General features: G+C 36.1%; 18 protein-coding genes and 2 pseudogenes. 5 read left to right on the forward strand and 15 right to left on the reverse strand.

What is annotated here, in order from left to right:
* The 4 genes from KI356_RS20840 to KI356_RS20860 form a co-directional block, all read right to left on the reverse strand.
* A partial coding sequence (locus tag KI356_RS20840) for a Cna B-type domain-containing protein (RefSeq protein ID WP_212936324.1) occupies positions 1-1,568 on the reverse strand: 1,568 nt, incomplete at its 3' end.
* Positions 1,569-2,223: 655 nt separating this feature from the next.
* Entirely contained in the window at positions 2,224-3,780 is a 1,557-nt protein-coding gene (locus tag KI356_RS20845) for a fatty acid--CoA ligase (RefSeq protein ID WP_212936325.1), read from the reverse strand.
* A gap of 244 nt (positions 3,781-4,024) precedes the next feature.
* The gene (locus KI356_RS20850; protein ID WP_128283189.1) at positions 4,025-5,515 is read right to left on the reverse strand and encodes a coproporphyrinogen III oxidase; all 1,491 of its coding nucleotides are present in this window, start codon (positions 5,513-5,515) and stop codon (positions 4,025-4,027) included.
* A 445-nt stretch (positions 5,516-5,960) separates the two neighbouring features.
* Positions 5,961-6,833, reverse strand: coding sequence for a Cof-type HAD-IIB family hydrolase (locus tag KI356_RS20860; protein ID WP_212936327.1), 873 nt, complete (start codon positions 6,831-6,833; stop codon positions 5,961-5,963).
* Positions 6,834-6,967: 134 nt separating this feature from the next.
* Between KI356_RS20860 and KI356_RS20865 the strand changes: the two genes are divergently transcribed.
* The gene (locus KI356_RS20865; protein ID WP_212936328.1) at positions 6,968-7,582 is read left to right on the forward strand and encodes a DNA-3-methyladenine glycosylase; all 615 of its coding nucleotides are present in this window, start codon (positions 6,968-6,970) and stop codon (positions 7,580-7,582) included.
* Between the two features lie 205 nt (positions 7,583-7,787).
* Here the strand turns inward: KI356_RS20865 and KI356_RS28725 are convergent.
* The 5 genes and pseudogenes from KI356_RS28725 to KI356_RS20885 all read right to left on the reverse strand — a co-directional run.
* Positions 7,788-7,883: pseudogene (locus KI356_RS28725) on the reverse strand (glycosyltransferase family 2 protein); the annotation flags it as partial.
* Positions 7,879-8,001: pseudogene (locus tag KI356_RS28730) on the reverse strand (glycosyltransferase family 2 protein); the annotation flags it as partial. The pseudogenes KI356_RS28725 and KI356_RS28730, both read right to left, overlap by 5 nt.
* Positions 8,002-8,051: 50 nt before the next feature.
* Positions 8,052-9,131: a tetratricopeptide repeat-containing glycosyltransferase family 2 protein gene (locus tag KI356_RS20875; RefSeq protein ID WP_212936329.1), complete on the reverse strand. Its 1,080-nt coding sequence runs from the start codon at positions 9,129-9,131 to the stop codon at positions 8,052-8,054.
* 469 nt (positions 9,132-9,600) lie between these two features.
* On the reverse strand, positions 9,601-9,957 hold the full coding sequence (locus KI356_RS20880; protein WP_212936330.1) for a YlbF/YmcA family competence regulator: 357 nt from the start codon (positions 9,955-9,957) through the stop codon (positions 9,601-9,603).
* Positions 9,958-10,099: 142 nt separating this feature from the next.
* Positions 10,100-11,245 (reverse strand): DUF445 domain-containing protein, encoded by a 1,146-nt coding sequence (locus tag KI356_RS20885; protein ID WP_212936331.1) that lies wholly within the window; start codon positions 11,243-11,245, stop codon positions 10,100-10,102.
* A 125-nt stretch (positions 11,246-11,370) separates the two neighbouring features.
* Here KI356_RS20885 and KI356_RS20890 point away from each other — a divergent pair, with 125 nt between their 5' ends.
* Positions 11,371-12,423: a YheC/YheD family protein gene (locus KI356_RS20890; RefSeq protein WP_212936332.1), complete on the forward strand. Its 1,053-nt coding sequence runs from the start codon at positions 11,371-11,373 to the stop codon at positions 12,421-12,423.
* A 19-nt stretch (positions 12,424-12,442) separates the two neighbouring features.
* Positions 12,443-13,903 (forward strand): YheC/YheD family endospore coat-associated protein, encoded by a 1,461-nt coding sequence (locus KI356_RS20895; protein WP_212936333.1) that lies wholly within the window; start codon positions 12,443-12,445, stop codon positions 13,901-13,903.
* A gap of 16 nt (positions 13,904-13,919) precedes the next feature.
* Here KI356_RS20895 and KI356_RS20900 read toward each other — a convergent pair whose 3' ends face one another.
* Positions 13,920-14,165, reverse strand: a complete 246-nt coding sequence (locus tag KI356_RS20900) for a hypothetical protein (protein ID WP_128283196.1) — start codon at positions 14,163-14,165, stop codon at positions 13,920-13,922.
* 425 nt (positions 14,166-14,590) lie between these two features.
* On the opposite strand from KI356_RS20900, the gene sasP reads away from it, so the two are divergent.
* Positions 14,591-14,794, forward strand: coding sequence for a small acid-soluble spore protein, SasP family (sasP, locus tag KI356_RS20905; protein WP_000013349.1), 204 nt, complete (start codon positions 14,591-14,593; stop codon positions 14,792-14,794).
* A 50-nt stretch (positions 14,795-14,844) separates the two neighbouring features.
* On the opposite strand, the gene KI356_RS20910 is transcribed toward sasP, so the two are convergent.
* The 5 genes from KI356_RS20910 to KI356_RS20930 form a co-directional block, all read right to left on the reverse strand.
* Positions 14,845-15,579 (reverse strand): amino acid ABC transporter ATP-binding protein, encoded by a 735-nt coding sequence (locus tag KI356_RS20910; RefSeq protein WP_128283182.1) that lies wholly within the window; start codon positions 15,577-15,579, stop codon positions 14,845-14,847.
* Positions 15,580-15,607: 28 nt separating this feature from the next.
* Positions 15,608-16,306 carry an amino acid ABC transporter permease gene (locus KI356_RS20915; protein ID WP_128283181.1) on the reverse strand — a complete coding sequence of 233 codons (699 nt, stop codon included), beginning with the start codon at positions 16,304-16,306 and terminating at the stop codon, positions 15,608-15,610.
* Positions 16,293-17,090, reverse strand: a complete 798-nt coding sequence (locus KI356_RS20920; protein WP_002116510.1) for an amino acid ABC transporter substrate-binding protein — start codon at positions 17,088-17,090, stop codon at positions 16,293-16,295. Before KI356_RS20920 ends, KI356_RS20915 begins: the two co-directional genes overlap by 14 nt.
* A gap of 303 nt (positions 17,091-17,393) precedes the next feature.
* The gene (locus KI356_RS20925; protein WP_128283180.1) at positions 17,394-19,394 is read right to left on the reverse strand and encodes an ABC transporter ATP-binding protein; all 2,001 of its coding nucleotides are present in this window, start codon (positions 19,392-19,394) and stop codon (positions 17,394-17,396) included.
* On the reverse strand, positions 19,391-21,157 hold the full coding sequence (locus KI356_RS20930; protein WP_212936334.1) for an ABC transporter ATP-binding protein: 1,767 nt from the start codon (positions 21,155-21,157) through the stop codon (positions 19,391-19,393). The genes KI356_RS20925 and KI356_RS20930 overlap by 4 nt, the downstream gene beginning before the upstream one ends.
* A gap of 645 nt (positions 21,158-21,802) precedes the next feature.
* Between KI356_RS20930 and gapN the strand changes: the two genes are divergently transcribed.
* Positions 21,803-22,927, forward strand: a 1,125-nt coding sequence (gene gapN, locus KI356_RS20935; RefSeq protein ID WP_212936335.1) for an NADP-dependent glyceraldehyde-3-phosphate dehydrogenase, incomplete at its 3' end; no start/stop codon positions are given.

A 22,927-nucleotide genomic window follows, 5' to 3' on the forward strand; every position in this document is an offset into this window, starting at 1 on the left:
TCTTCTGTTGTTTCTTCTTTACCTTGCTCTTCTACTTCTGTTGCTTCATGGATCTTTATATTTGTAATATCATATCCGTTAACTTTCGATTGATATCCTGATACTGGTTGTTCTTTCACTTCATACTTATAAGCTTTTCCCTCATTATCAACTGCTGGTAACTTTTCAAACTCGTATTTCCAATCATTTGCTGCCGTAACTTCTTTCGTTGCAATGACTTTACCATTTTGCAGTAAATCTACTTTAATGTTTTCTGGGCGATCTTTTACTTTGTCGTCTTTCCACGTTTTCGTTCCTGCAACAGATGTAGTTTTCAACTTATTTGGAACCATAAGTTTTATTCCGTTTACAGCATCCTTCTTAATTGTAAAAGGAATTTTCGTTTGTGGATCGAACTCTACATAGTTCGGTGCTGAAATTTCTTGTACATAGTAATTACCTGGAGTTAGATTTGATGCCTCAACTACTCCATCTTTATTCGTTGTATAAGAATCACCAATTTGCTGTCCTGACTCTGTATACAGTTTAAAAGAAACACCCGGGATAATTTTTTTCTCATCCCCAGTAATATGTTTAACAATTTGCAGCGTTCCTTTATGAGGTAAATTCCCTTCAGCCTCGCCACCGAATGCTATATTTTCAACCTTTGCACTATTAGATTCAGAAATAGGTTTCTCATATAAAATTTGATAATCAAGTTTATAGTCATTTTGTAGGAATTTTAAACTTTTTCCACTCTCAGTTATAGTTGATTTATAAGCAACAGTAAATGACGTAGCGTTCGCCATATGTCTATAAATTACAACTTCAAATGAGTTATCACTCGTAAACTTAATATATCCATAACCTCGCTGTTGAAATTGCTCAAGAGACAAATTTTCTCTACTATTAATAGTTATATAAAAACTATCTTTATTAAGCATTTGTCCTTCTTGTAAAGTATCTTTCAAAACGATATTGTCATGTAAATATTGTTTCTTTAGATTGATATTTAAAAACCAACGTATTTCATTACTTTTGTCTGGCTGAATATCACCAGCTTTATAGAAAAAGATCCCCGGTTCTGTACCGCCACCTTTCGAGTGGGTAATGCTAACCGTTTGTTTTTCTAAATTTGTCCCTAAATTCGTTTGTACATCTTTCGTTTTTCCTGCTTCTACATTCGTACCTTGAACAGTAAAATTAAAGTTCCCTCGAATATTCTCAAGCTTTTCTACTGTATCATTAAATGTACAAACTACATTATTTGCATTGATCTGGCACGTACCAAAAACACGTCCCGATTCATCCTTTAATGCAATAGTTCCACTATATCCCTTTAATTCTGGAGGTAGTGCTAACGTTAATGTATCCCCAGACTTCATCTTCTTTCCAGGCTTTTCACTAAAGTTTACATGTATGCTAGTCTTTTCCCCATAATTTAATGTTGTCTTTTCAAATGCAAAACTATCAACAAATCCTGTTGTGTTTAATTCTTGAGCATGCCCTATGATAGGCATAAAAACTTGTCCAATAAAAATAGTAAAAATAAAACAAATTACAGATATTCTTTTTAAATATGTACTCATAACGCCTCCATTTTTAATCATCAAATTTTCCTGTGGTGAAATCCTTTTTACCCTAAACCACTTTTAAAAAAAGTTACAACTAAAGAATATTTGCAGCATCAAACTATCTTTAATCATGCAAAACAAAGCAGTAACAAAGCGGTTCATTCACCATATTGTTCGCTTGTTTTGGTAGCCAACAATAAATATTAGTACTTATAAAAATGCATTACAAGACTGTTCATTTACACATTAATTTGTTACTATGGTAGTAGTAACAAAAACGTACTGAATGACCACTTCATTCATACGGTCATCTGATGACTGACCATTTTTCTCTTTCGAATATTATCCATTACCATTCTCCCCTAATAACTTTATTCCACTAGTACTGAAGCACGAACATATTCCGAAATTACACATCCATATTTACTATTTTAATATTTCTCATCACTTCAAAACCCCACCTATTTAACACAAATCATATCGTTTTAAAATTAAAACAGTAAGCAATAAAATATATCCTACTATAATAATAGAAAGTAAGTATAAATAGAGGGTACATACAAATTTTTTAAGCATGCTATCTCCTCATTTTTAATAATTTTACAATAATAAGGCTACCTTTCCTTATTAAGAAAGGTAGCCTTATCTGTATAGACGACTGCTCTACTCTCTATTTCTTTACGCCTTTTAACGACTCTCTTAGCACAAATTTTTGTAATTTCCCGCTCGCATTACGAGGAAGTTCATCCACAAATAAGTAATGACGCGGACGTTTATAATCTGCTAACTCATCACTTTCTTTACAATACGTTTCTAAATCAGCTTCTGAAATATTTTCATCTTTCTTTACAACGACCGCAACGACACGCTCTCCCCACAGTTCATCTGGCTCACCAAGTACTGCAACATCTAATACACCAGGGTGACTATGAAGGAAATCTTCAATTTCACGCGGGTAAATATTTACACCACCGCTAATTACCATATCATCAACGCGGTCTGCGACGAATAAATAGCCGTCTTTATCGAAATAGCCTAAATCACCAGAATGATACCATCCTTTATACATCGATTTTGCATTTGCTTCTTCTCGATTATGATAACCAGCCATCATAGTCGGACCGCGTAAAATAATTTCCCCTACTTCATAAGGAGGCAACATATCATCTGGTTCTGCCGGTCCATCTTCGTTCGGTTTGACGATTCGAATTTCATGGCTAAAGCACGGTGTTCCTGCTGAACCAGCTTTCGTAATTTGATCCTCTTCTACGAGAAACGCAACAACCGGTCCCATTTCTGTCATTCCGTAAATTTGGACAAGATCAATATAAAGACGCTCTTTACATTCCTTCACTAGTGCTGGCGCCATCGCAGCCCCACCATATACACCAATCTTCATCGAAGTTAAATCATACTTAGTTAGATCTTTTTGCAGTAACATATTCCACATCGTTGGTGCTGCAAAAAACGTCGTAATCTTCTCTTCTTCAATGGTATGTAATACTCTATCCGTATCAAAATGATGTAAAATAACATTCTTTCCGCCAACTTGAATGCGCGGTATGATTCCAGCGTTTAACTCGCCGCAATGATATAAAGGCGCAACTACAAGTCCGGCACTATCCCTGTTATATTTTATGAAATACGTACAAATCATACTATGCTCAGCCATATCACGATGGCGATGTAGTACGCCTTTCGGATGACCAGTCGTACCACTCGTATAAAGCATAGAACAATAATCCATTTCATCGACTACAATATCTACTTTTTCAGCTGATGCTTCATTTACTTTTTCATGATAGGAACTAGCATAAGAAGGTGCATCGTCTTCTACATACCAAAAAGACGAATTTGGAAAATCTCGTTCAATCATAGCAACCGTTGATTCGACTGCTTTTTCAAAGACAACTACTTTCGAGGCTGCATCTTGGAGGATATACGATAATTCTTTTGCTTTTAAGCGGAAATTAATCGGGTTAAAGATTGCCCCAATTTTGGCACAGGCTAAGTAAACGTTTACAAATTCACGACAATTATATAAGTAAACAGATACACAATCTCCCTTTCTTACTCCTTCTTTCAATAGAGCTTGCGCCGTTTTATTTATTTGCTCATCCCATTGTTTATATGTCCAGCGAATATTTTTTTCTGGTTCTACTAACGCCTCTTTATTCGGATACTTCCCAACTGCTAAATCAAAGATTCTCCCTATCGTCATGTACATGCCAACAATTTCCCCCTTTTCTCTTTCATAAATCTATCATTTCGTCTATAAGTAGACATTGTCCTCTAATAATCTGACTAATTTTTCTGATTATTATCGACATAGTTTTACAAATAAACCGTTCAACGATAAATGAAATTATATCGGCGGTTTTTAAGATATATCGATTTACCAACAAAAACTGACAACAGTAGTCCCCTATATTAAAAAAAAGCCATCCCAAAATGGGACAGCCTTTTTCTCCTTACACGAATAGCTCTTCTAAAATTTTCAGTTTATCTTCTGTATATTTCACGAAGCCATCGTTATATGATTTTGGATCTTTCGGATTCGCAAAGTGTGTAATTGCTCCTGTTTGTGGGTGAACAAATTTACTTGATGCCCCGCAACCAAGTCCGATAATCGATTGTACTTCTTCCATAATAACAATATTGTAGATACTTTCTTGCGATGGTATTGCATATCCAACGTTTTCTAAGTTACCTAAAATATTCTTTTGACGATATAAATAGTATGGCACGTAATTGTGGTTCTTCGTCCACTCTTCCGCCTCATGCATCATCGCAGTGATTTCTTCGCGACCTGCTACTTTATATTTACGTTTGTTTTGCGTCATTTCAGAAGCACGTTTAAATGATAACGTATGAACTGTTAATGATTCTGGCATTAACTTTTCTGTTTCATCTAACGTATGCTTGAAGATATCTAACCCTTCACCAGGAAGACCAATAATTAAGTCCATGTTAATATTGTTCATTCCCATTTCACGTGCTAAATGATACTTCTCAATTGTTTCTTCTACAGTATGATGACGTCCAATTGCCTTTAGTGTTTCTTGATGGTATGACTGCGGATTAATACTGATACGGTCAATATTCCATTTATTTAACACTTCTAGCTTTGCTGGCGTGATCGTATCTGGACGACCTGCCTCAACTGTTACTTCACGTACATCTTTCACATCTGGGAAGGCTTGGTACATTTCTTCATACAACATATCCATCTCTTCTGCTGTAATACTCGTCGGTGTACCACCGCCGTAATAAATCGTCGTAACTGTAACACCTTTTTCTTTTAAAAACTTACCAATTTCACGAACTTCATAATGTAAACCACCTAAGAATGAGTCAACAGATCCTTGGCGTCCGTTAATTGCATAAGCCGGGAATGTACAGTATGCACATTTTGTAGGACAGAACGGAATCCCGATATAAATACTTACTTCTTCTTTCAAACGGTATAAATCTGGAACAACCGCTAATTGGCAATCAACAATACGCTGAAGAAGTTCAATTTTCTCTTCATGAATTAAATAACTTTCACGAAGTTCTTGGTGCGCTTCTTCTTTTGACATACCATTTTGAAGCAGTTTGTGAAGAAGCTTCGTTGGGCGTACCCCAGTTAAAATTCCCCAGCTCTGTTCAAGTCCAGTTAGCTGTTGAAGTACAGAAAGATATACGTAAGAAACAACATGTTTCACTTGCTTCATACGTTCTTTTTCTTCTGTGAAAGCAGATAAATCTTTCGAGAATGTTTCTTCATATACATTTCCAGTCGCAACATCTGTTAAACGAGCCGATGCTGTCACATTACCTTCTATCTGTATATCAACGATAAGATTTGCTTCTTCTTGCTCAAACCCTATCTTGCTCTCTTCAAAAAATAAACCGCCAATATTTTGTAGCGGACGTAAAAAACGATCATCTTGTAACGTTTTAATTGAAATTAACAACATTATCACCTTTTCATTTACAAACTCTCTTTAGTTTACTTGAAGGGCGTTTGCAGGTCAATACAGAAGCTTTTACCTTATTTTATAAGATGATTATTTCAGCTATGGTAAGGAAAAAAGAGTAGAGCGAGCGAGGAATTTAAAGAAAAACCTTATGTTCCTATAACATGTACTTCGCTATATTTAGCGTTTTAAAAAGTACAATCAACCGCTTCTTTATTTCAGGAGACGCAAAACAAAAGAAGAAGCACCTATAAATATAATGTGGCATTTACAAGAAAAGAGCTATTCCAAATCTGATATTCAAAAAATCGAACCATTTTTTAATAGTAAACAAACACAATCTGGCGCTAATGTTAAATTTAAAGACGAGCCTGGAAAACATAACGAATTAAAAAATTAGGACATACCACATAAAAAAACGTAGCCAAAAAGCTACGTTTTTCTTTCACCGTTTCGGTGTATGTTTATGATTCTTTAAAAATGGAAGCGGGAATTGTTTACGGAAATGCTCTTTAATCATATACTCTACGCCGTTCTCAGTATTAGAACGTGTAATCCAGTCTGCGGCTTGCTTTAATTCCACAGGAGCGTTCCCCATCGCTACCCCGAGCCCAACATTTTCAATTACATCTAAGTCTTCTATGCTATCTCCAATCGCGACCATTTCACTAAGTTGAATATTTAAATGCTCCCCAAGTAATTGTAAACCACGTAGTTTTGATACATTTTGAGGGAGAATTTCTATGCGCCTCGCATCACACTCGACGTAATCTACATCTTGAAATGCCTTTCTTAACGTATTCATCCCTCTTTCTTTTTCACCTTTCGTATGGAAAACAATATCAATTTTCGGTGCAGCTACTGGATGATCACGCAGTGCATCCCCTAGCGAATCTACAAATTGAACCGGATAAAATAACGGATCTGTGCTTGATAATACAGTACGCCCAATTAAGTTTGGTGTATTTCTCTCACGATTCCCAATTGAAAATCGTTCATGAGAAATGCGAACATTACAATCAAAATGCTCTAACACTTGCACGATATTAAAGGTTTTCTCTTCAGATAATCTCCTTTGAACGAACGGCTTATCTAACGTCGCTGAAATGAAAGCACCGCCATGTGTAATTAATATAGAATCTAATTTTAACGCCTTCGCTATTTTATGAGCAGATTGAAAATTACGATTCGTAAATAATGTAACGTATACATCTTTTCTTTTCACAAAATCAATTGTTTCCCGTAACCCTTTTGCGATTTTTCCGTTGTTGTATAGTAGTGTCCCATCTATATTAAGAGCTAGTAAGCGATAAATCATGTCGCACTCCCCCTCTTCGCTGTTGTACTCTATCCATACTTTATGAAATAAATGTAGCAAATAGAACGAGTTAGAATTACTACTCAAAATTTGGTTTACTATATACATATACAACCGACAAAGGAGATAGTACAATGCAGGCACCACCTTCTTTTTATGAAGGCGAAACATTAGAAATCGCCCAAAAGTTACTCGGACATAAACTCGTTCATATTGTAGACGGCATAAAGCGGAGCGGAATTATTGTAGAAGTAGAAGCATACAAAGGTCCAGATGATAAGGCCGCTCATAGTTACGGAGGCAGACGGACTGATCGAACAGAAGTAATGTTCGGCGCACCAGGACATGCTTACGTATATTTAATTTACGGTATGTATCATTGTTTTAACGTAATTACAGCACCAATCGGCACCCCGCAAGGAGTTCTCATTCGTGCTCTTGAACCTGTAGACGGAATCGAAGACATGAAACTAGCACGCTACAACAAAATCGACATTACGAATAAGCAGTATAAAAACTTAACAAATGGCCCTGGAAAACTATGCCGTGCACTCGGAATCACTTTAGAAGAGCGCGGAGTATCACTTCAAAGTGATACGTTACATATTGAATTAGTTCCGGAAGAAGACCATTTATCATCCACACATAACATACTAGCTGGTCCTCGTATTAACATTGATTATGCAGAAGAAGCCGTTCACTATCCATGGCGGTTTTATTATGAAAAGCATCCGTTTGTTTCAAAGTAAAGGAGCTATCCTATAAGTCAGTGAAACCAACTTATAGGATAGCTCTTTTTTCGCATAAAAAAACCGCCCCATCCTGTATATTTGCAAGTGACCAAACCAACAAACATACGCAGGCAATTTCGTAATTTATCGCATATCAAAAAGCCGAAATCCGGGCTCGGATTTTGGTTTTGTTTATATAGAAAGAACCGTTATCTCTCCACTATACACTTCCATAGTGATGAATAAATGTATCTTTACATAAATACAATTTATATCCCTTTTCAAAAATTCTTAATGACAAATCATCATCTTCATGATGCATTATCCACAACTATTAACTCATACTCTTGTTCCACTGTATAAGTTCTAATACTTTGGATGCATTCTTTTGTGTATGGTGATTGATTATGAGTTAATATAATTATACTTGTGAATATGAATCAAACTCCTCTCAGCAGCCGAAATGATTATCTAGTATTATTAAATACTATTTTTTGAATAAACCATCAAAATATTTTCTATTGTATTCAATACTTGGATTATTAGGTATGAACTGTGCAGCTTGTTCATTATGATAAATTGCCTTTTCATATTCTTTTATTCGATCATAACAAATACATAGTTGAATATGCGGCAACCATGTATGACACTCTTCCCGGACAAATGGAGAATCTTTTGATCTTGGTCCGTCAATTGCTGCATGGTACCAATATATCGCTTTAGAATATTCCTCTTGTTGCAAAAATACACGTCCTAAGTGGCAACAAAGTTCTCCTCTAGGCGTGTCATACGTAAATGATTGCAAACAAGACTGTATAGATTTTTTTAAGTCCCCCAATTCTAAATAACATTCGGCTCTTTTTAAACAAGCTTGAATATTATCTTCAACCCAACCCTTTTCTTCATCTAAAAATTTAGAATACCCCTTAACAGCTTTATCAAATAATCTGTGATCCTTACATTCATTTGCATAATAGTACACATCGCGGGGACTAAATTCTTTTCCACTCTCAAGATGTTTTTCGTATATTTTCAAATTACGATTAGTATATGCTTTTATTTTTTTATGACTTACCCCTACATCACTATTTATAAGATTTCCATACACCTCTAAATATTCATGAACAAATCCATGCCATTGAAAATTTTTACTTCTGTTGACTAATCGATATCTCCTTAAAGAATGTGTTGGATTTCCTTCTATATCAAAAGTTAAATAATATTTCATAGATACTGCATCCGTACTACGATCTAACGTACTTTTTAACTGTAGAAATTTCTTTATATCTTCCGTATCTATTATGTCATCTGCGTCTAGCCAAAGAATATATTCTTTTGTAGCTTTAGAAAATGCAAAATTTCGTGCCGCTGAAAAATCTTCAATCCATTGAAAATCATAAACTTTCGCATCATACTTTTTCACAATTTCTTTTGTAGCATCTGTTGAACCTGTATCTACAATAATAATTTCATCCACAACACTTTTGACCGATTCTAAACATTCCGATATAGTTTGTTCCTCATCTTTTACAATCATGCATAAACTAATAGTAATCGAGTTTCCCATCATATCCCCCCTATCCTTTTGATATATATGTTTAGGGAGAAATTTATATTTCTTTTGATTCAAAATTGAGTTTTCATTTTACAAATGAAACAGAATAAGGCGGTATAGGGGAATTTCACTCGAAGATTATGAATCAATGAAAAAAACCGAAGCCTGAACAAGACTTCGGTTCTTTATATAGAGAGTACATGATTTCGATTCCTTTTACTCCGCACCTTTCGCAGTCGCAATATCATTCGCTAAGTTTTCTCTTGATAATTCAGCCAGCGTTCTGTCCATATCTTTAAACAAAAAATCGGTTGTGATTTCGTCACTTCAACAAGCGGCGTTTACGGGCAGCCCGACTCCCACCTCACTCCTTTGCTTCAGCCGAATTTTAAGGTGGGAGTTTTACTGCCCGCAAATAGCGGGATAAACTTAATGGTAGAAAACAAAAAAGACGCCCCTATAGTAGGAGCGTCTTCTATCATTAAGCTTGTTGTTGCGCGCTATATAATTCTTCAAGTGGCTTCATGATAATTTTGTTAACATCAGTGATAACGATATTTAAACGTTGCTCAGTTTCCATTAACTTTGTAATTTTAGCATCTTGTTGAATACGAGCTACAACTTCTTGTGCTTTTTGGTTATCTTCTTCAGTGATTTCTTGGCCTTGCATCATTTTCTGTTGTAAGCCAAGTTGCATCGTACGGAACTCTTCAAATAAGTTCTTTGACTCTGCATCTCCTTGTACTGCTGCGTAGCTTGCTTTTAATGTTTGAAAATCTTCGTTTTCAGCGATTGCTTTTTGTAATTCATATGCAACATCATGAATGTTTTTTGTCATTTTATTTTTCCTCCTTTAGAAGGCTAGCGCTTTTCGTCCGCACTGCCTTTTAAGTGCTGTTTATACGCACCTCTTCCTACCATATCAAACTATGCAAGAGATGTGAAGAAATTTCACTTTTATTTCTATGTACCCATCTTTATTACGTAAGGAACAAGAGCAACAATCCTTGCATAAATCCAATTGTTCCTCCTAATAATGCCCCTAAATACGTAATCATTTTCAACTCATTTTTTGTAATAGACAATACAAGATCTTCTAATCTTTCTGTAGAAAATGTAGATACTTCTTGCTGGACAATTTCCGCAAGGTGTAGATTTCCCAATATACTTCCGGTGTTTTCTGTCCCCCACTTCAAACATTTCTGCATCAGGCTAGGGACCACTTTTTCAATGATTGCTTCTCGAACTGGCTCACATACTTGCTGAACAGACTGATTTAAAAGTTTACTCACTGTTTCCCCTACTTTAACCGCTGACAATATGGAGCTCACAACCATTTCTTTCTCTACAAACGTTTCTAATTCTTTTACGTCTCTTCCTTTTAACTTTTCCCACTCTTTTTGCAGTACATCGCTTAAAAGCTGCTTCGTTCCATCTTGTCCTAAAAACTTAATTACTTCCGGCTGCACACGATCCACTAAACTTACATTCCCTAAAAACATACCAACTAAGTTAAGCAACGTTCCCCTGGAAGCGAAAAAGTCATCAATCATTTTTGAAAGACGTGCTTTTCCTTCTTCACTTTCGAAAAAGCTAATTCCTCTTTTCAAAATAAAAGACGCTACATTCGGAATCGTATTCTCTACTTTTTCATGAACAGAATGAGGTAAAGCTTGTTCCCATGTATATGTATAATACTCTGCTAAAAATACATGAATTTTTTCTGTAATAACATGTTCGATTTTTTGAGTCGCCTCTTCTTCTACATGTTCTAAATTCCATTTTTCTAACATATCCCGTAACGATTGTTCATTCGTAATTACTTTATCCACTTCCACTTGTGCCCAGCGAATTAAACTGGCTTGAAACTCTTCATTTGTTAGTTTCTTTCCGATTCCTTCTGGTGTTAACAAATGGTCTACAACCATTTTCCCTAATTGAACAGCAAGTTCATCGCGACGCTTCGGAATTAATCCTGGCGTAAATGGAACTTGAAACTTCCCAATATAAATAGGACGATGAGGACGAAACAACATTTTTATTGCTAAATGATTCGTATATCCTCCAATAATCGCCCCAAGTCCTGTCGTTGTTAACATATTCAACCATATATTCATCATAATCAACCTTTCACTTCTCCAAAACTATAGCATATCATCATACGGACAAAAGTATAATGGTATAAAAATGTATTTGCAATATATAGCTTCGCCTATTATGCAAACATCTTGTTAATAAAGGAGTGATTTCGTTGGTTCTTGGTCTTTTAACTTCTCAATTTCATCACGAGCAAATGTATTACACCGAAATCGCTAAACGAGCCCGTCTATATCATAACGTCGTCGCCCAATTCACACCGTTTAGCATTGATTCAAAGACTGATCTTATTTCCGGTCTTATTTACGATACAGATACGGGAAATTGGATAGATCAAACCTTCCCCATTCCTTCATATATATATGATCGTTGTCATTTCAAAAAGGATGAGGAATTCCAACAAGCAAAACCAATTATTCATTCATTACACAAACGTTCTTCCACTACTTTTTTAAATAACACGCTTATTAATCCAAGCGATTTGCACAATCTTTTTCTTACTAACAAACGTCTTTCCCCTTACATACCAAAAATAAAAAAAGGAACCGTACAAGGAATTTTCAAATTATTACTAGAAACAAGAGATATCATTATAAGACCACTCAATATACATTCCAATGAAAACTTATATCGAGCCACTTACAAAAATAAAACATTTCATATCGATACAATAAATGAACAGCATCATACTTCTACTCAATTCAAACGGACAGATGAATTTATATCATGGTGCAAATTTCACATACACGCATCCCGTTATATGATCCATCCAATGTTACAACCTCCAAATCAACTATCATATCCAATTCATATTCGAACCATTATGCAAAAAAATAAAGAACAGAATTGGGAAGTACTTGGTCAATTCATACAAAAGTCTTCATTCCCAGCGCAATTTTTACTTTCAGTAACAGAACGTTCTATGTTACATCCATTTTCTAAAATTAAATATTTGCTTTCTTCAACTGGTGTTCAATTATTGAAAGATGCTTTACATGATGTTGTAAATGAAGTGTTTAAAACACTCGATCAGTCCTATTCGTCATTATTTGAATTAGAGCTTTCTACCATTATGGATCAAAAAGGTGCCATTTGGCTTATGTACGTCAATACGATGCCGTCTTACGAAGTTTATACTGGGTACAACGACGAACTGGCTGAACAAATTTTCCACGGCCCATTAAAGTTTAGCCGATTTACACCATAACGAAAGGAGGAGACCCCCATTGAAAGAGCACATATATACATTAAGTATTTCGGATGAGCATCCAAATAGTATTACTCTACCTTACGTTTTTTCTATTACACCACCTATTACATCACTTTCCTTTGGCATACGTTATATCGCATGTGAAAATATTAAAATTCATTATTCATTTACTCGAGAAATCATTATTGGAAAACAAATTGCAGACAGACTTTTACTACCGTGTTCAACAACAATCCATACCTTCATACAAAATGAAACAATCATTTTCGGTCCATTAATCGGGATTTTTACAACTGGTTTTAACGATAACTCCAGTGCGCCTTTAGGAAATCGTTCAACTTCTCTCGGCGAGTTACTAACACCGCCATTCACATTACGACCATTTGTATTTGTCTTTGGCATTCAACATATAAATTGGGAGGAAGAAACCATTGAAGGATACTTCTTTCAAGAAGGAAAATGGGTAAGAAACAAAGTCCCTTTACCAAATGTCATTTACGACCGATTACCGAATCGCCAAGCAGAAAATTACAAACCGATCGTAAGGGCAAAGAAACGATTACAAGGTGAATATGCAATTCCATGGTTTAATCCAGGGTTCTTCAACAAATGGGAAGTTCATCAACTTCTAATAAAAGAAGATTCAATTAAACCATTCTTACCAAAAACAGAAGCGTTTCAACATTTTGAACAAGTAGAACGACTTCTTGGTTCGTATAAGTATATTTATATGAAACCAATACATGGTAGCTTCGGAAGAAACATTCATCAAATACTCTATTCTCAAACTGAGAATTGCTACTATTGTCGTTATCGTGAAAATGACCAAAATAAACTAAGAAAGTATCAATCATTAGAAACACTTCTGAACCATGTATTAAAAGGACATGATTTAAAAAAGTTTATCGTACAGCAAGGTATCTCGCTGCTCCGCTTCGAAGGGCAACCCGTCGATTTTCGTATTCATACAAATAAAAACCATTTTGGTAATTGGATAGTTAGTGCAATTGTCGCAAAAATCGCTGGAAAAGGTAGCTTAACGACTCATGTAAATAGCGGTGGTGATACAAAATTACTGCAAGAGCTTTTTCCAGATCCAACGAAACAAGTTCAAATTGAAAATAAATTAAAACATACCGCCTTACAAATAAGTTACGCGCTCGATGAACAAGTAACCGGCAACATTGGAGAAATTGGTTTTGATATTGGTTTGGACACGATGGAAAATCCTTGGTTATTTGAAGCAAATTCTAAACCCGGGCGAACTGTATTCCAAGATGAAAAGTTAAAAGAACAAAGTGAACTGACGCGCCAATTATTTTACGAATATGCCATCTACTTAACTGAACATTCTTTGCGTGATTCAAAAGAAAAAATGTCTCAAGTAAAATCGGGGCCTGTGTCAAACACCGAAAATATCCCTTCTCCTATGATTAACTCACAAATACAAAAACAAAAACTTCCACCTCATTCATAAGGTGGAAGTTTTCTATTTACACAAGTTTCACTACAACCTCTGTTTCCACATTACATACTCCGCAATAAAAAACATGTTTGCAATACTCCTGTGAATTATTATGTGTTAAACCATCTACCGCATTTAACAATTCCTGATCCATATACGCACTGTAATCATCTATGTAATCTACAGTTTTTCCATAATCTTGGAGTATACCTTGGCAATTTTGACAAGAATATGTTTGTGATTCTAATGCGTTGCAAAGCGGGCAAATTCCCATCGTGATTCCTCCATATGTTATCCTTTTTAAATTCTAGCCGTGCATAGGAGCGGTCAATCAGTACCTTTTCCTGCCCATCCCGGATTAAAACAGAACTATGAAGTTAATTCCAATTTAATTTTTATTTTACTAAGCTGTAAGCATAGCTGATTATATATAGAATTTAAACGCAGATGATTTCGTTCTTAGTTTAGCCTTCTTTCTTAAAAATACAACGATTACTCTTATTTCATAATTTACGAAATGATGAAATATTTTTTACAAAATTTACAAATTATTATTTTGTATATCTTTCTAGGTAACATCCATACTATGAGTACAAACTTAATTACCGATGGATTAGCGCCAAACGGGGCGGCAATCTGGTTCAAATCCAGCTAGTCCAACCAAAAAAATTTTTATAACTCTAAGGAGGATATATTCCTATGGCAAACCAAAGTTCTTACAATCAATTAGTAGTACCAGGAGCAACAGCTGCAATCGATCAAATGAAATACGAAATCGCTCAAGAATTTGGTGTACAATTAGGGGCAGATTCTACGGCTCGCGCTAACGGTTCTGTTGGTGGAGAAATTACAAAACGTTTAGTTGCAATGGCTGAGCAAAGCCTTGGCGGATTCCAAAAATAAATATACATGGCAAAAAGGTCTCAGGGCATACGCCCTGAGACCTTTCTTATTTACTGCAACATTTGTAAAAATTTCTTCGTTCGTTCTTCTTTTGGATTTGTAAATACATCTTCTGGTGTACCTTGTTCGACAACGACACCACCATCCATGAAAATAACACGGTTCGCAATTTGATGAGCAAAGCGCATCTCATGCGTTACAATGACCATCGTCATTCCTTCTTTAGCAAGTTCTTTCATAACCTTTAAAACTTCTTGAACTAGCTCCGGATCAAGTGCTGACGTTGGCTCATCAAATAGTAAAACTTCTGGCTCCATCGCAAGCGCACGAGCGATTCCAACGCGCTGTTGTTGTCCACCTGATAATTGGAACGGATATAAGTCCACTTTATCCGCAAGACCAACTTTTTCAAGGAAGTAGTTTGCTTTTTTCTTCGCTTCTTCTTTCCCCATCTTTTTCACTGTAACGAGCCCTTCCATTACATTTTGAAGTGCTGTTAAATGAGGAAATAGATTATGTTGCTGGAATACCATACCTGTTTGCGTACGAAGATTTACAATATCTTTCTTCGATACTTTTTGAGAGAAATTAAGCTCTTTATTACCGATGCGAATGTTACCAGCGTTCGGCGTTTCTAGCACATTGAGGCAACGCAAGAATGTCGTTTTACCAGATCCAGATGGCCCGATAATAACAACCACTTCGCCCTTCTCAACTGATAAGTCTATATGTTTTAGTACGGTATTATCTCCGAAACTTTTTTGTAAATGTTGAATTGAAATCATAAAAACAAAAACTCCTTTTATGAAAGGGTTATTTTAGAGTATAACGTTCTGAACGTTTTTCTAATATTTGTTGCACAATAGATAATAAGAAGCAAATTACCCAATAAATTAGTCCTGCTTCGAAATAAACGATTAAAAACTCATAGTTCATTGCCGCAATTTCCTGTGCTTTTCGGAACATTTCCGTTACTAAAATTAACGAAGCTAATGAAGTATCCTTCAATAAACTAATAAATGTATTCGAAAGCGGCGGGATGGAAACACGCGTTGCTTGCGGTAAAATAACACGTTTTAATGCTTGTGGATATGTCATCCCAATTGTGTAAGCTGCTTCCCACTGTCCTTTCGGGATGGAAAGGATAGAAGCACGAATAATTTCAGATGCATATGCACCGACATTTAATGAAAAACCAACAATTGCTGCTGTATATGGCTCAACCTCAATATTAAGAGTTGGAAGACCATAGAAAATAATAAATAACTGTACAAGAAGTGGCGTTCCGCGAATGATAGATACATAGATACGAGCAATCCATTGTAAAATACGACTACCTGAAATACGCGCGAGCGCTGTTAACGTCGCAAGTATAATACCGATAATAAATGTAATAAGCGTTAACGGAATTGTCGTAAAGACAGCTTCCTTCAGCATAGGCGTGAAGGAAGTCTGCATAATATCTATCCATGTAGACAATCGATCTGAGGCGACTGCACTACTTAGAAACATTTTCACCGAACCATTTTTTCGTTATTTTATCGTACGTACCATCTTTTTTCATATCTTCTAACGCTTTATTTACTTCTTGTACAAGTTTATCGCTACCTTTACGGAATAAGAACCCACTTTGTGACGCTTCTTTTTCTGTATCTACAATTTTAATTTTTGCATCTTTTTTCGTTTCTAAATAGTTTAACACTGATAATTTATCATTGATTGTGAAATCAACGCGGCCAGTGTTTAATAATTCTGCCGCTTGGCTAAATCCTTCTACACCCTCGATTTCCGCACCATTTTTCTTAGCAATATCTGCATAGTTACTCGTTAAAGATTGTGCTCCTTTTAATCCTTTTACATCAGCAAATGTAGCAGGCTTATCTTTATCTTTTGCGATAACTAATGCTGCTGAAGAAGAAATGTATGGACTAGAAAAATCATATTTCTTTTGACGATCTTCACGAATACCAACTTCATTCGCAACCATATCGAAACGCTTCGCATCTACCCCTGCAAGTAAGCTATCCCATTGTGTTTCTTTAAATACAGGTTTTACACCTAAACGTTTTGCAACTTCTTCTGCTAATTCAACGTCAAATCCAGTTAATTTATTGCTTGAATCGTGGAATGTGAATGGTGGGTATGTACCTTCTGTTCCAATTACAAGTTCACCACTTTGTTTTATCTTCTGTAACGCATCTTGACTAGCTGTATCTTTTTTCTCTTCTTTGCCGCAGCCCGCTACAATCCCAATTGCTAATGTAGTTACTGCAAGCACTGAAAATAATTTTTTCATGGTAGTAGTCCTCCAAGTATTCTGATAGGAATTCAAAATCTATATTGATTGTATGCAATTCCAAACAATTTTTCAATAAAAATGTTCTTATTTAGTTTATCCTTTTTCTTCATAATCAAACAAAGTGGAAAAACACTTCTACATACAAAAAATAAGTAACATTTTTAAATATAGCATTTATAAAGAAAAAGGTAAAACAATACTTACTTATTTATAAGTTTTCCTTGCTGCGAAATATATCAACGTTTCAACAAGCTAATTGATCAAAAAAGAACTTGCGAAATTCGCAAGTTCTTCTCCATATTAAGCGCTCTGGTTTCCTTCCATTTGCGTTTTATACATATCGTAATAGCGCCCACGCTTTTTCATTAATTCATCATGCGAACCTTTTTCCAAAATCGTTCCTCTATCAAGCACAATAATTTGATCGGCGCTCTTAATTGTTGAAAGACGATGAGCGATAATAAACGTCGTTCTTCCTTTCTTCACAACTTCTAGCGCTTGTTGAATCATCGCTTCTGTCTCTGTATCAATGCTAGAAGTCGCTTCATCTAAAATTAAAATCGCCGGATCAAAAGCAAGTGCCCTAGCAAACGATATAAGCTGTCGTTCTCCGGTTGAAAGTGTACTTCCTTTCTCCGTAATTTCTTCATCTATATTGTTTGCAAACCGTTCAGCACCAACATCACGTAATGCCTTTACGATGCGATCTTTTGAAATTTTTTCATTTTCTAAGCTAACATTGGATGCCACTGTCCCGCTAAATAAAAACGGATCCTGCAATACAATTCCCATATGTTCACGAGTTGCTTGTTTCGGCATCTCTTTCACATCATGGCCATCAATCGTAAGCTTTCCTTTTTGAAATTCATAAAATTGAAAGAGCACATTCATAATGGAACTCTTTCCTGATCCAGTATGACCAACAAGTGCCACTGTCTCCCCTTGTTTCGCTTCAAAAGAAATATTTTTTAACACTTCATCTTTTCCATTGTAAGAAAACGAAACATTATCGAATTTCACATTTCCGTTTAAGCGAGGCATACGTTCTTCTTCTACTGCCTCTCCCTTTTCCTCTAGCAATTCAAAGACACGCTCTGATGCAACACGTGATTGCTCTAAGTTAGCAAGTTGGTTCACCATATTCGTAATTGGCGAGAATAACCTCGTTAAATAATCAACGAAAGCATATAGTATCCCTAGAGAAACAATGCCCGAAGCGCTTAATGAAGCACCACCGAAATACCAAATTACACCTGTAAAAGCGATGTTTCTTAATACAGACACTAAATTATGCGAAGTTGCTGCATTTAAATTTAAAATTTTATTTTGATATTTAAAATAATCACCATTGAGTTCTTCAAATTCCTTCTTCGTTTCACGCTCTTGACGAAATGCTTGAATAATTGGCATCCCTTGAATCGATTCATTCACTGTTCCGTTAATATCCGATAAACGCGAACGCATTTTATGATTGTATACAGACGCATACTTTCTATACATAATCGCCCAAATAATTAAAATTGGGATGATAAGTAAACATAGCGCCGCCAGTTTTACATCAAGTAAAAATAACGCAGCGAAAATCCCGATAATATAAATAATACTGGAGATGAATGTCGCAAGTACTGTTACATATAAATCACGAATCGCTTCTGTATCATTCGTTACACGCGAAACAATTTTCCCTGCTGGTAAATGATCGAAATAACGAATTGGCAACGTTTGTATATGAGAAAAAACATCCTCCCTCATAATTTGAATAATTTTGTTTGCTGCTTTCTGTAAGAAGAACTGCTTTCCGTATGCAAATAATGATACAACTACTAATAAAGCGAAATATCCACCACCGAGTAGTAATAATCGGTTTATTTCTGGTTTATAAAACGCAAATACTTCTTCTTTCGTTAAGGCTTTCACTTTATACACTTGCACTGCCTTACCACTTTGTACTGTAAGAATATCGTCCTTAACGGAACGAGTTCCTTCAAGCGTTATTTTATTCGGTACAAAATAGTATTGAAAACCAACTTGAATAACTCGGACCTCTTTCCCTTTTTGCTCACCTTGTTCAAAGCGATCACTTCGCTTATAAAAGGCGCCATTATATGAAACTGCCTCCTCACTCTTCTCTGTTTCATACCAAGGTCTCTCTATTCCAACGATATGCTCATCAATCATCGTTTTTGCGACGAAAGGACCCGCGAGTTCTGCAATGACGAAAACAAATAGCATCGCCATCGCTGCAAAAATCGGCCCCTTCACTCTCATCGCATATTGAAACAATCGTTTTGAAACACTCATATTTTCACCCCGCTATCCGAACTTTCATTTTCACTTTCACCTTGTTGCCTGTCGAACTGCTCAGCATACCAGCCCCCATTTCGAACGAGCGCTTCATGCGAACCTTCTTCAATAACCTCACCTTTATCCATAACGAGAATCCAATCAGCATGCTGTACCGCTGACAAACGATGCGTTGTTATAATCGTCGTCTTCCCGCTTCTTTCAGTTCTTATGTTTTCAATAATTGCCGCTTCAGTACGAGCATCAACAGCTGATAAAGAATCGTCCAAAATTAAAATTTCCGGATTTTGAATAACAGCCCTCGCAATAGAAATCCTTTGCTTTTGCCCACCTGATAAAGAAACACCTTTCTCCCCAACAAGCGTTTCTAAACCTTCTGGTAAAAACTCTAAATCTTTTTTAAACGCAGCTATTTCAATCGCTTTTTCAAGTTCTTCTTCAGTCGCTTCTCTGTTTCCGAATAAAATATTTTCCTTCGCTGTTTTGGAGAACAAAATGTGTTCCTGAGGTACATACCCAATCCAGCCAAGTACGTTATCATTCGTAATTTTATCTAACTTCACATCAGAAACCGCAATATTCCCTTCTCCAAGTGGATATTGACGAAGAAGCTGACGAACGAGCGTCGTTTTCCCGCTTCCTGTTTTCCCAACAACTCCAAGTGTCTCTCCTTGTTTTAATGAGAACGAAACATTTTTTAAATTTGTTTCAATTGATGAAGGATATGAAAAAGTAACGTTATCAAATTGAATGTAATCTGGCTCTTGTACAACCTTTGGATCTTTCGGATTCTTTACATCCGGTTCATAAGCTAACGTTTCATTCACACGATCGAGCGACGCATTTCCTCTTTGCATAACATTAATCAATTCACCAATTGCAAACATCGGCCAAATCATCATCCCTAAATAGACGTTAAATGAAACGAGCTCACCGAGTGTCACCTTTGATTGGAATACGAGATATGCACCGTACACTAAACCAATTAAATAACTAAGACCGACGAGCATTTTCACAGTCGGCTGGAATAATGCATCGATTCTTGCTACTCTCATATTTTTCTCGTATACGTCATCTCCTAAATGGTGAAACCTTTCTTGATCAGCATTCTCCTGTACATACGCACGAATAACGCGTACACCCGCAATTGATTCAAGCACTTTATCGTTCATATCTCCGAACGCATCTTGCGCGACTGTAAATCGTTCATGCAATTTCTTTCCGTATATATTCATCGCATACGCCATAATCGGAAGCGGTATAAGCGCAGCAAATGTTAACTGCCAACTAATTGAAAAGCCCATCATACAAACGATTGTAAGCATATATAGACTAGAATCAACGAGCGTTAATATACCAAAGCCAGCTGTCATGGAGATTGCTTTTAAATCATTTGTCGCTCTCGCCATTAAATCGCCCGTACGATTTTTTTGATAAAACGTCGGTGTCATCTTAAGTAAATGCCCCATAAATTTTGAACGCATCGTTTTCTCCAGTACGAACGCACCGCCAAATAGTTGGTGCTGCCAAATGAAAGTAAGCACATACCCACCAATCGTTACCCCAAGTAAAATAAAAATATATTGCATAATCGCCTCGCTCGTTAAGGCTCCTGTTTTAATATTATCAATTGTAATTCCTAACACTTTCGGAGGAATTACCTCTATCACGTTTACAATTAAAAGCACCCCAATTGCGATACTGTACCTTCTCCAATGCTCCCTAAAAAACCAGCTTAACTTTAGTAATACTGAAAACAATATAACCTCTCCTTTCTCGTTTTCATTTGATTCACATTTCTTTATCCGCTATCCAAACCCATCACATTTACGTTTCGTAAGCCATACAATTTCATCACATTTTTCCACCTTCCAAATTTCAGTTTTTATAGTAACCATACAAAGTATGGAAACAAGCAAATTAGACAAAAAAAAGCATACCGCCGCTTGACGATATGCAAAAGAATGCATAAAAGCGTACGTTACGATATACGCAACGTACGCTTCTCATAAGACAAAAAGGTCCTATATATCCGCACGGGTTGCGTAATAATATGAATGTTTTCCGCCGTTTAATACAGCTAAGCCCATTACATTTACGATTACAATCATTACGCACACCCCCTTCATTTATTTTCCATTTATTATCTTACAACTTTATTGAGTATTCTGTCAATTATTTTTTTCGCTTTAAAATAAAATAATCTTTTATCACAAAAAATGAAAGTGATGCATTCTACTTATAATTCAGTTTGAAATAAGAGAATGTTCTGTAAGAAAGGGCATACAAAATAAAAAAAGAATAAGAAATCGTTTTCACAAACATTTCATTTGAAAAATATTATCAAACCACCTACAATCACCTTATACTCACTCTTACAAGTTGCTATTTTAGGAGGACTAATCATGACAACTAGCAATACGTACAAATTTTATTTAAACGGAGAATGGAGAGAAAGCTCTTCAGGTCAAACAATCGACATTCCATCTCCATACTTACACGAAGTAATTGGTCAAGTACAAGCAATTACTCGCGGAGAAGTAGATGAAGCAATTGCATCTGCAAAAGAAGCTCAAAAATCATGGGCTGACGCTTCTCTACAAGATCGCGCAAAATACTTATATAAATGGGCTGATGAGCTTGTAAATATGCAAGATGAAATTGCCGATATCATTATGAAAGAAGTCGGTAAAGGCTATAAAGATGCGAAGAAAGAAGTTGTTCGTACAGCTGACTTCATTCGTTACACTATCGAAGAAGCTCTACATATGCACGGAGAAAGCATGATGGGCGATAGCTTCCCTGGCGGAACGAAATCTAAACTTGCGATTATCCAACGCGCACCACTTGGTGTTGTATTAGCAATCGCACCATTTAACTACCCAGTAAACTTATCTGCTGCAAAACTTGCACCCGCACTAATTATGGGTAACGCTGTTATTTTCAAACCAGCAACTCAAGGTGCAATTAGCGGTATTAAAATGGTTGAAGCACTTCATAAAGCTGGCCTTCCAAAAGGTCTTGTAAACGTAGCTACAGGACGCGGTTCTGTAATTGGTGACTACTTAGTAGAACATCCTGGCGTAAATATGGTATCGTTCACAGGTGGTACAAACACAGGTAAACATTTAGCGAAAAAAGCTGCGATGATTCCACTTGTATTAGAACTTGGTGGTAAAGACCCTGGTATCGTTCGTGAAGATGCTGACTTACAAGACGCTGCAAACCATATCGTAAGCGGTGCATTCTCTTACTCTGGTCAACGTTGTACAGCTATTAAACGTGTACTTGTACACGAAAATGTAGCGGACGAGCTTGTTGGCTTATTAAAAGCGCAAGTAGCTGAACTATCAGTTGGCTCTCCAGAACAAGACAGCACAATCGTTCCATTAATTGACGATAAATCCGCTGACTTCGTTCAAGGCTTAGTTGACGATGCTGTAGAACAAGGTGCTACAATCGTTATCGGTAACAAACGTGAGCGTAACTTAATTTACCCAACATTAATCGACCATGTAACAGAAGAAATG

This window comes from Bacillus hominis, assembly GCF_018332515.1.
GTDB classification, from domain to species: Bacteria; Bacillota; Bacilli; order Bacillales; family Bacillaceae_G; genus Bacillus_A; species Bacillus_A hominis.

Coding starts and splice junctions, on each gene's coding strand:
- KI356_RS20845 (WP_212936325.1), bottom strand. CDS start 3,780: ATGTACATGACGATAGGGAGAATCTTTGATTTAGCAGTTGGGAAGTAT.
- KI356_RS20850 (WP_128283189.1), bottom strand. CDS start 5,515: ATGTTGTTAATTTCAATTAAAACGTTACAAGATGATCGTTTTTTACGT.
- KI356_RS20860 (WP_212936327.1), bottom strand. CDS start 6,833: ATGATTTATCGCTTACTAGCTCTTAATATAGATGGGACACTACTATAC.
- KI356_RS20865 (WP_212936328.1), top strand. CDS start 6,968: ATGCAGGCACCACCTTCTTTTTATGAAGGCGAAACATTAGAAATCGCC.
- KI356_RS20875 (WP_212936329.1), bottom strand. CDS start 9,131: ATGGGAAACTCGATTACTATTAGTTTATGCATGATTGTAAAAGATGAG.
- KI356_RS20880 (WP_212936330.1), bottom strand. CDS start 9,957: ATGACAAAAAACATTCATGATGTTGCATATGAATTACAAAAAGCAATC.
- KI356_RS20900 (WP_128283196.1), bottom strand. CDS start 14,165: ATGGGAATTTGCCCGCTTTGCAACGCATTAGAATCACAAACATATTCT.
- sasP (WP_000013349.1), top strand. CDS start 14,591: ATGGCAAACCAAAGTTCTTACAATCAATTAGTAGTACCAGGAGCAACA.
- KI356_RS20910 (WP_128283182.1), bottom strand. CDS start 15,579: ATGATTTCAATTCAACATTTACAAAAAAGTTTCGGAGATAATACCGTA.
- KI356_RS20915 (WP_128283181.1), bottom strand. CDS start 16,306: ATGTTTCTAAGTAGTGCAGTCGCCTCAGATCGATTGTCTACATGGATA.
- KI356_RS20920 (WP_002116510.1), bottom strand. CDS start 17,090: ATGAAAAAATTATTTTCAGTGCTTGCAGTAACTACATTAGCAATTGGG.
- KI356_RS20925 (WP_128283180.1), bottom strand. CDS start 19,394: ATGAGTGTTTCAAAACGATTGTTTCAATATGCGATGAGAGTGAAGGGG.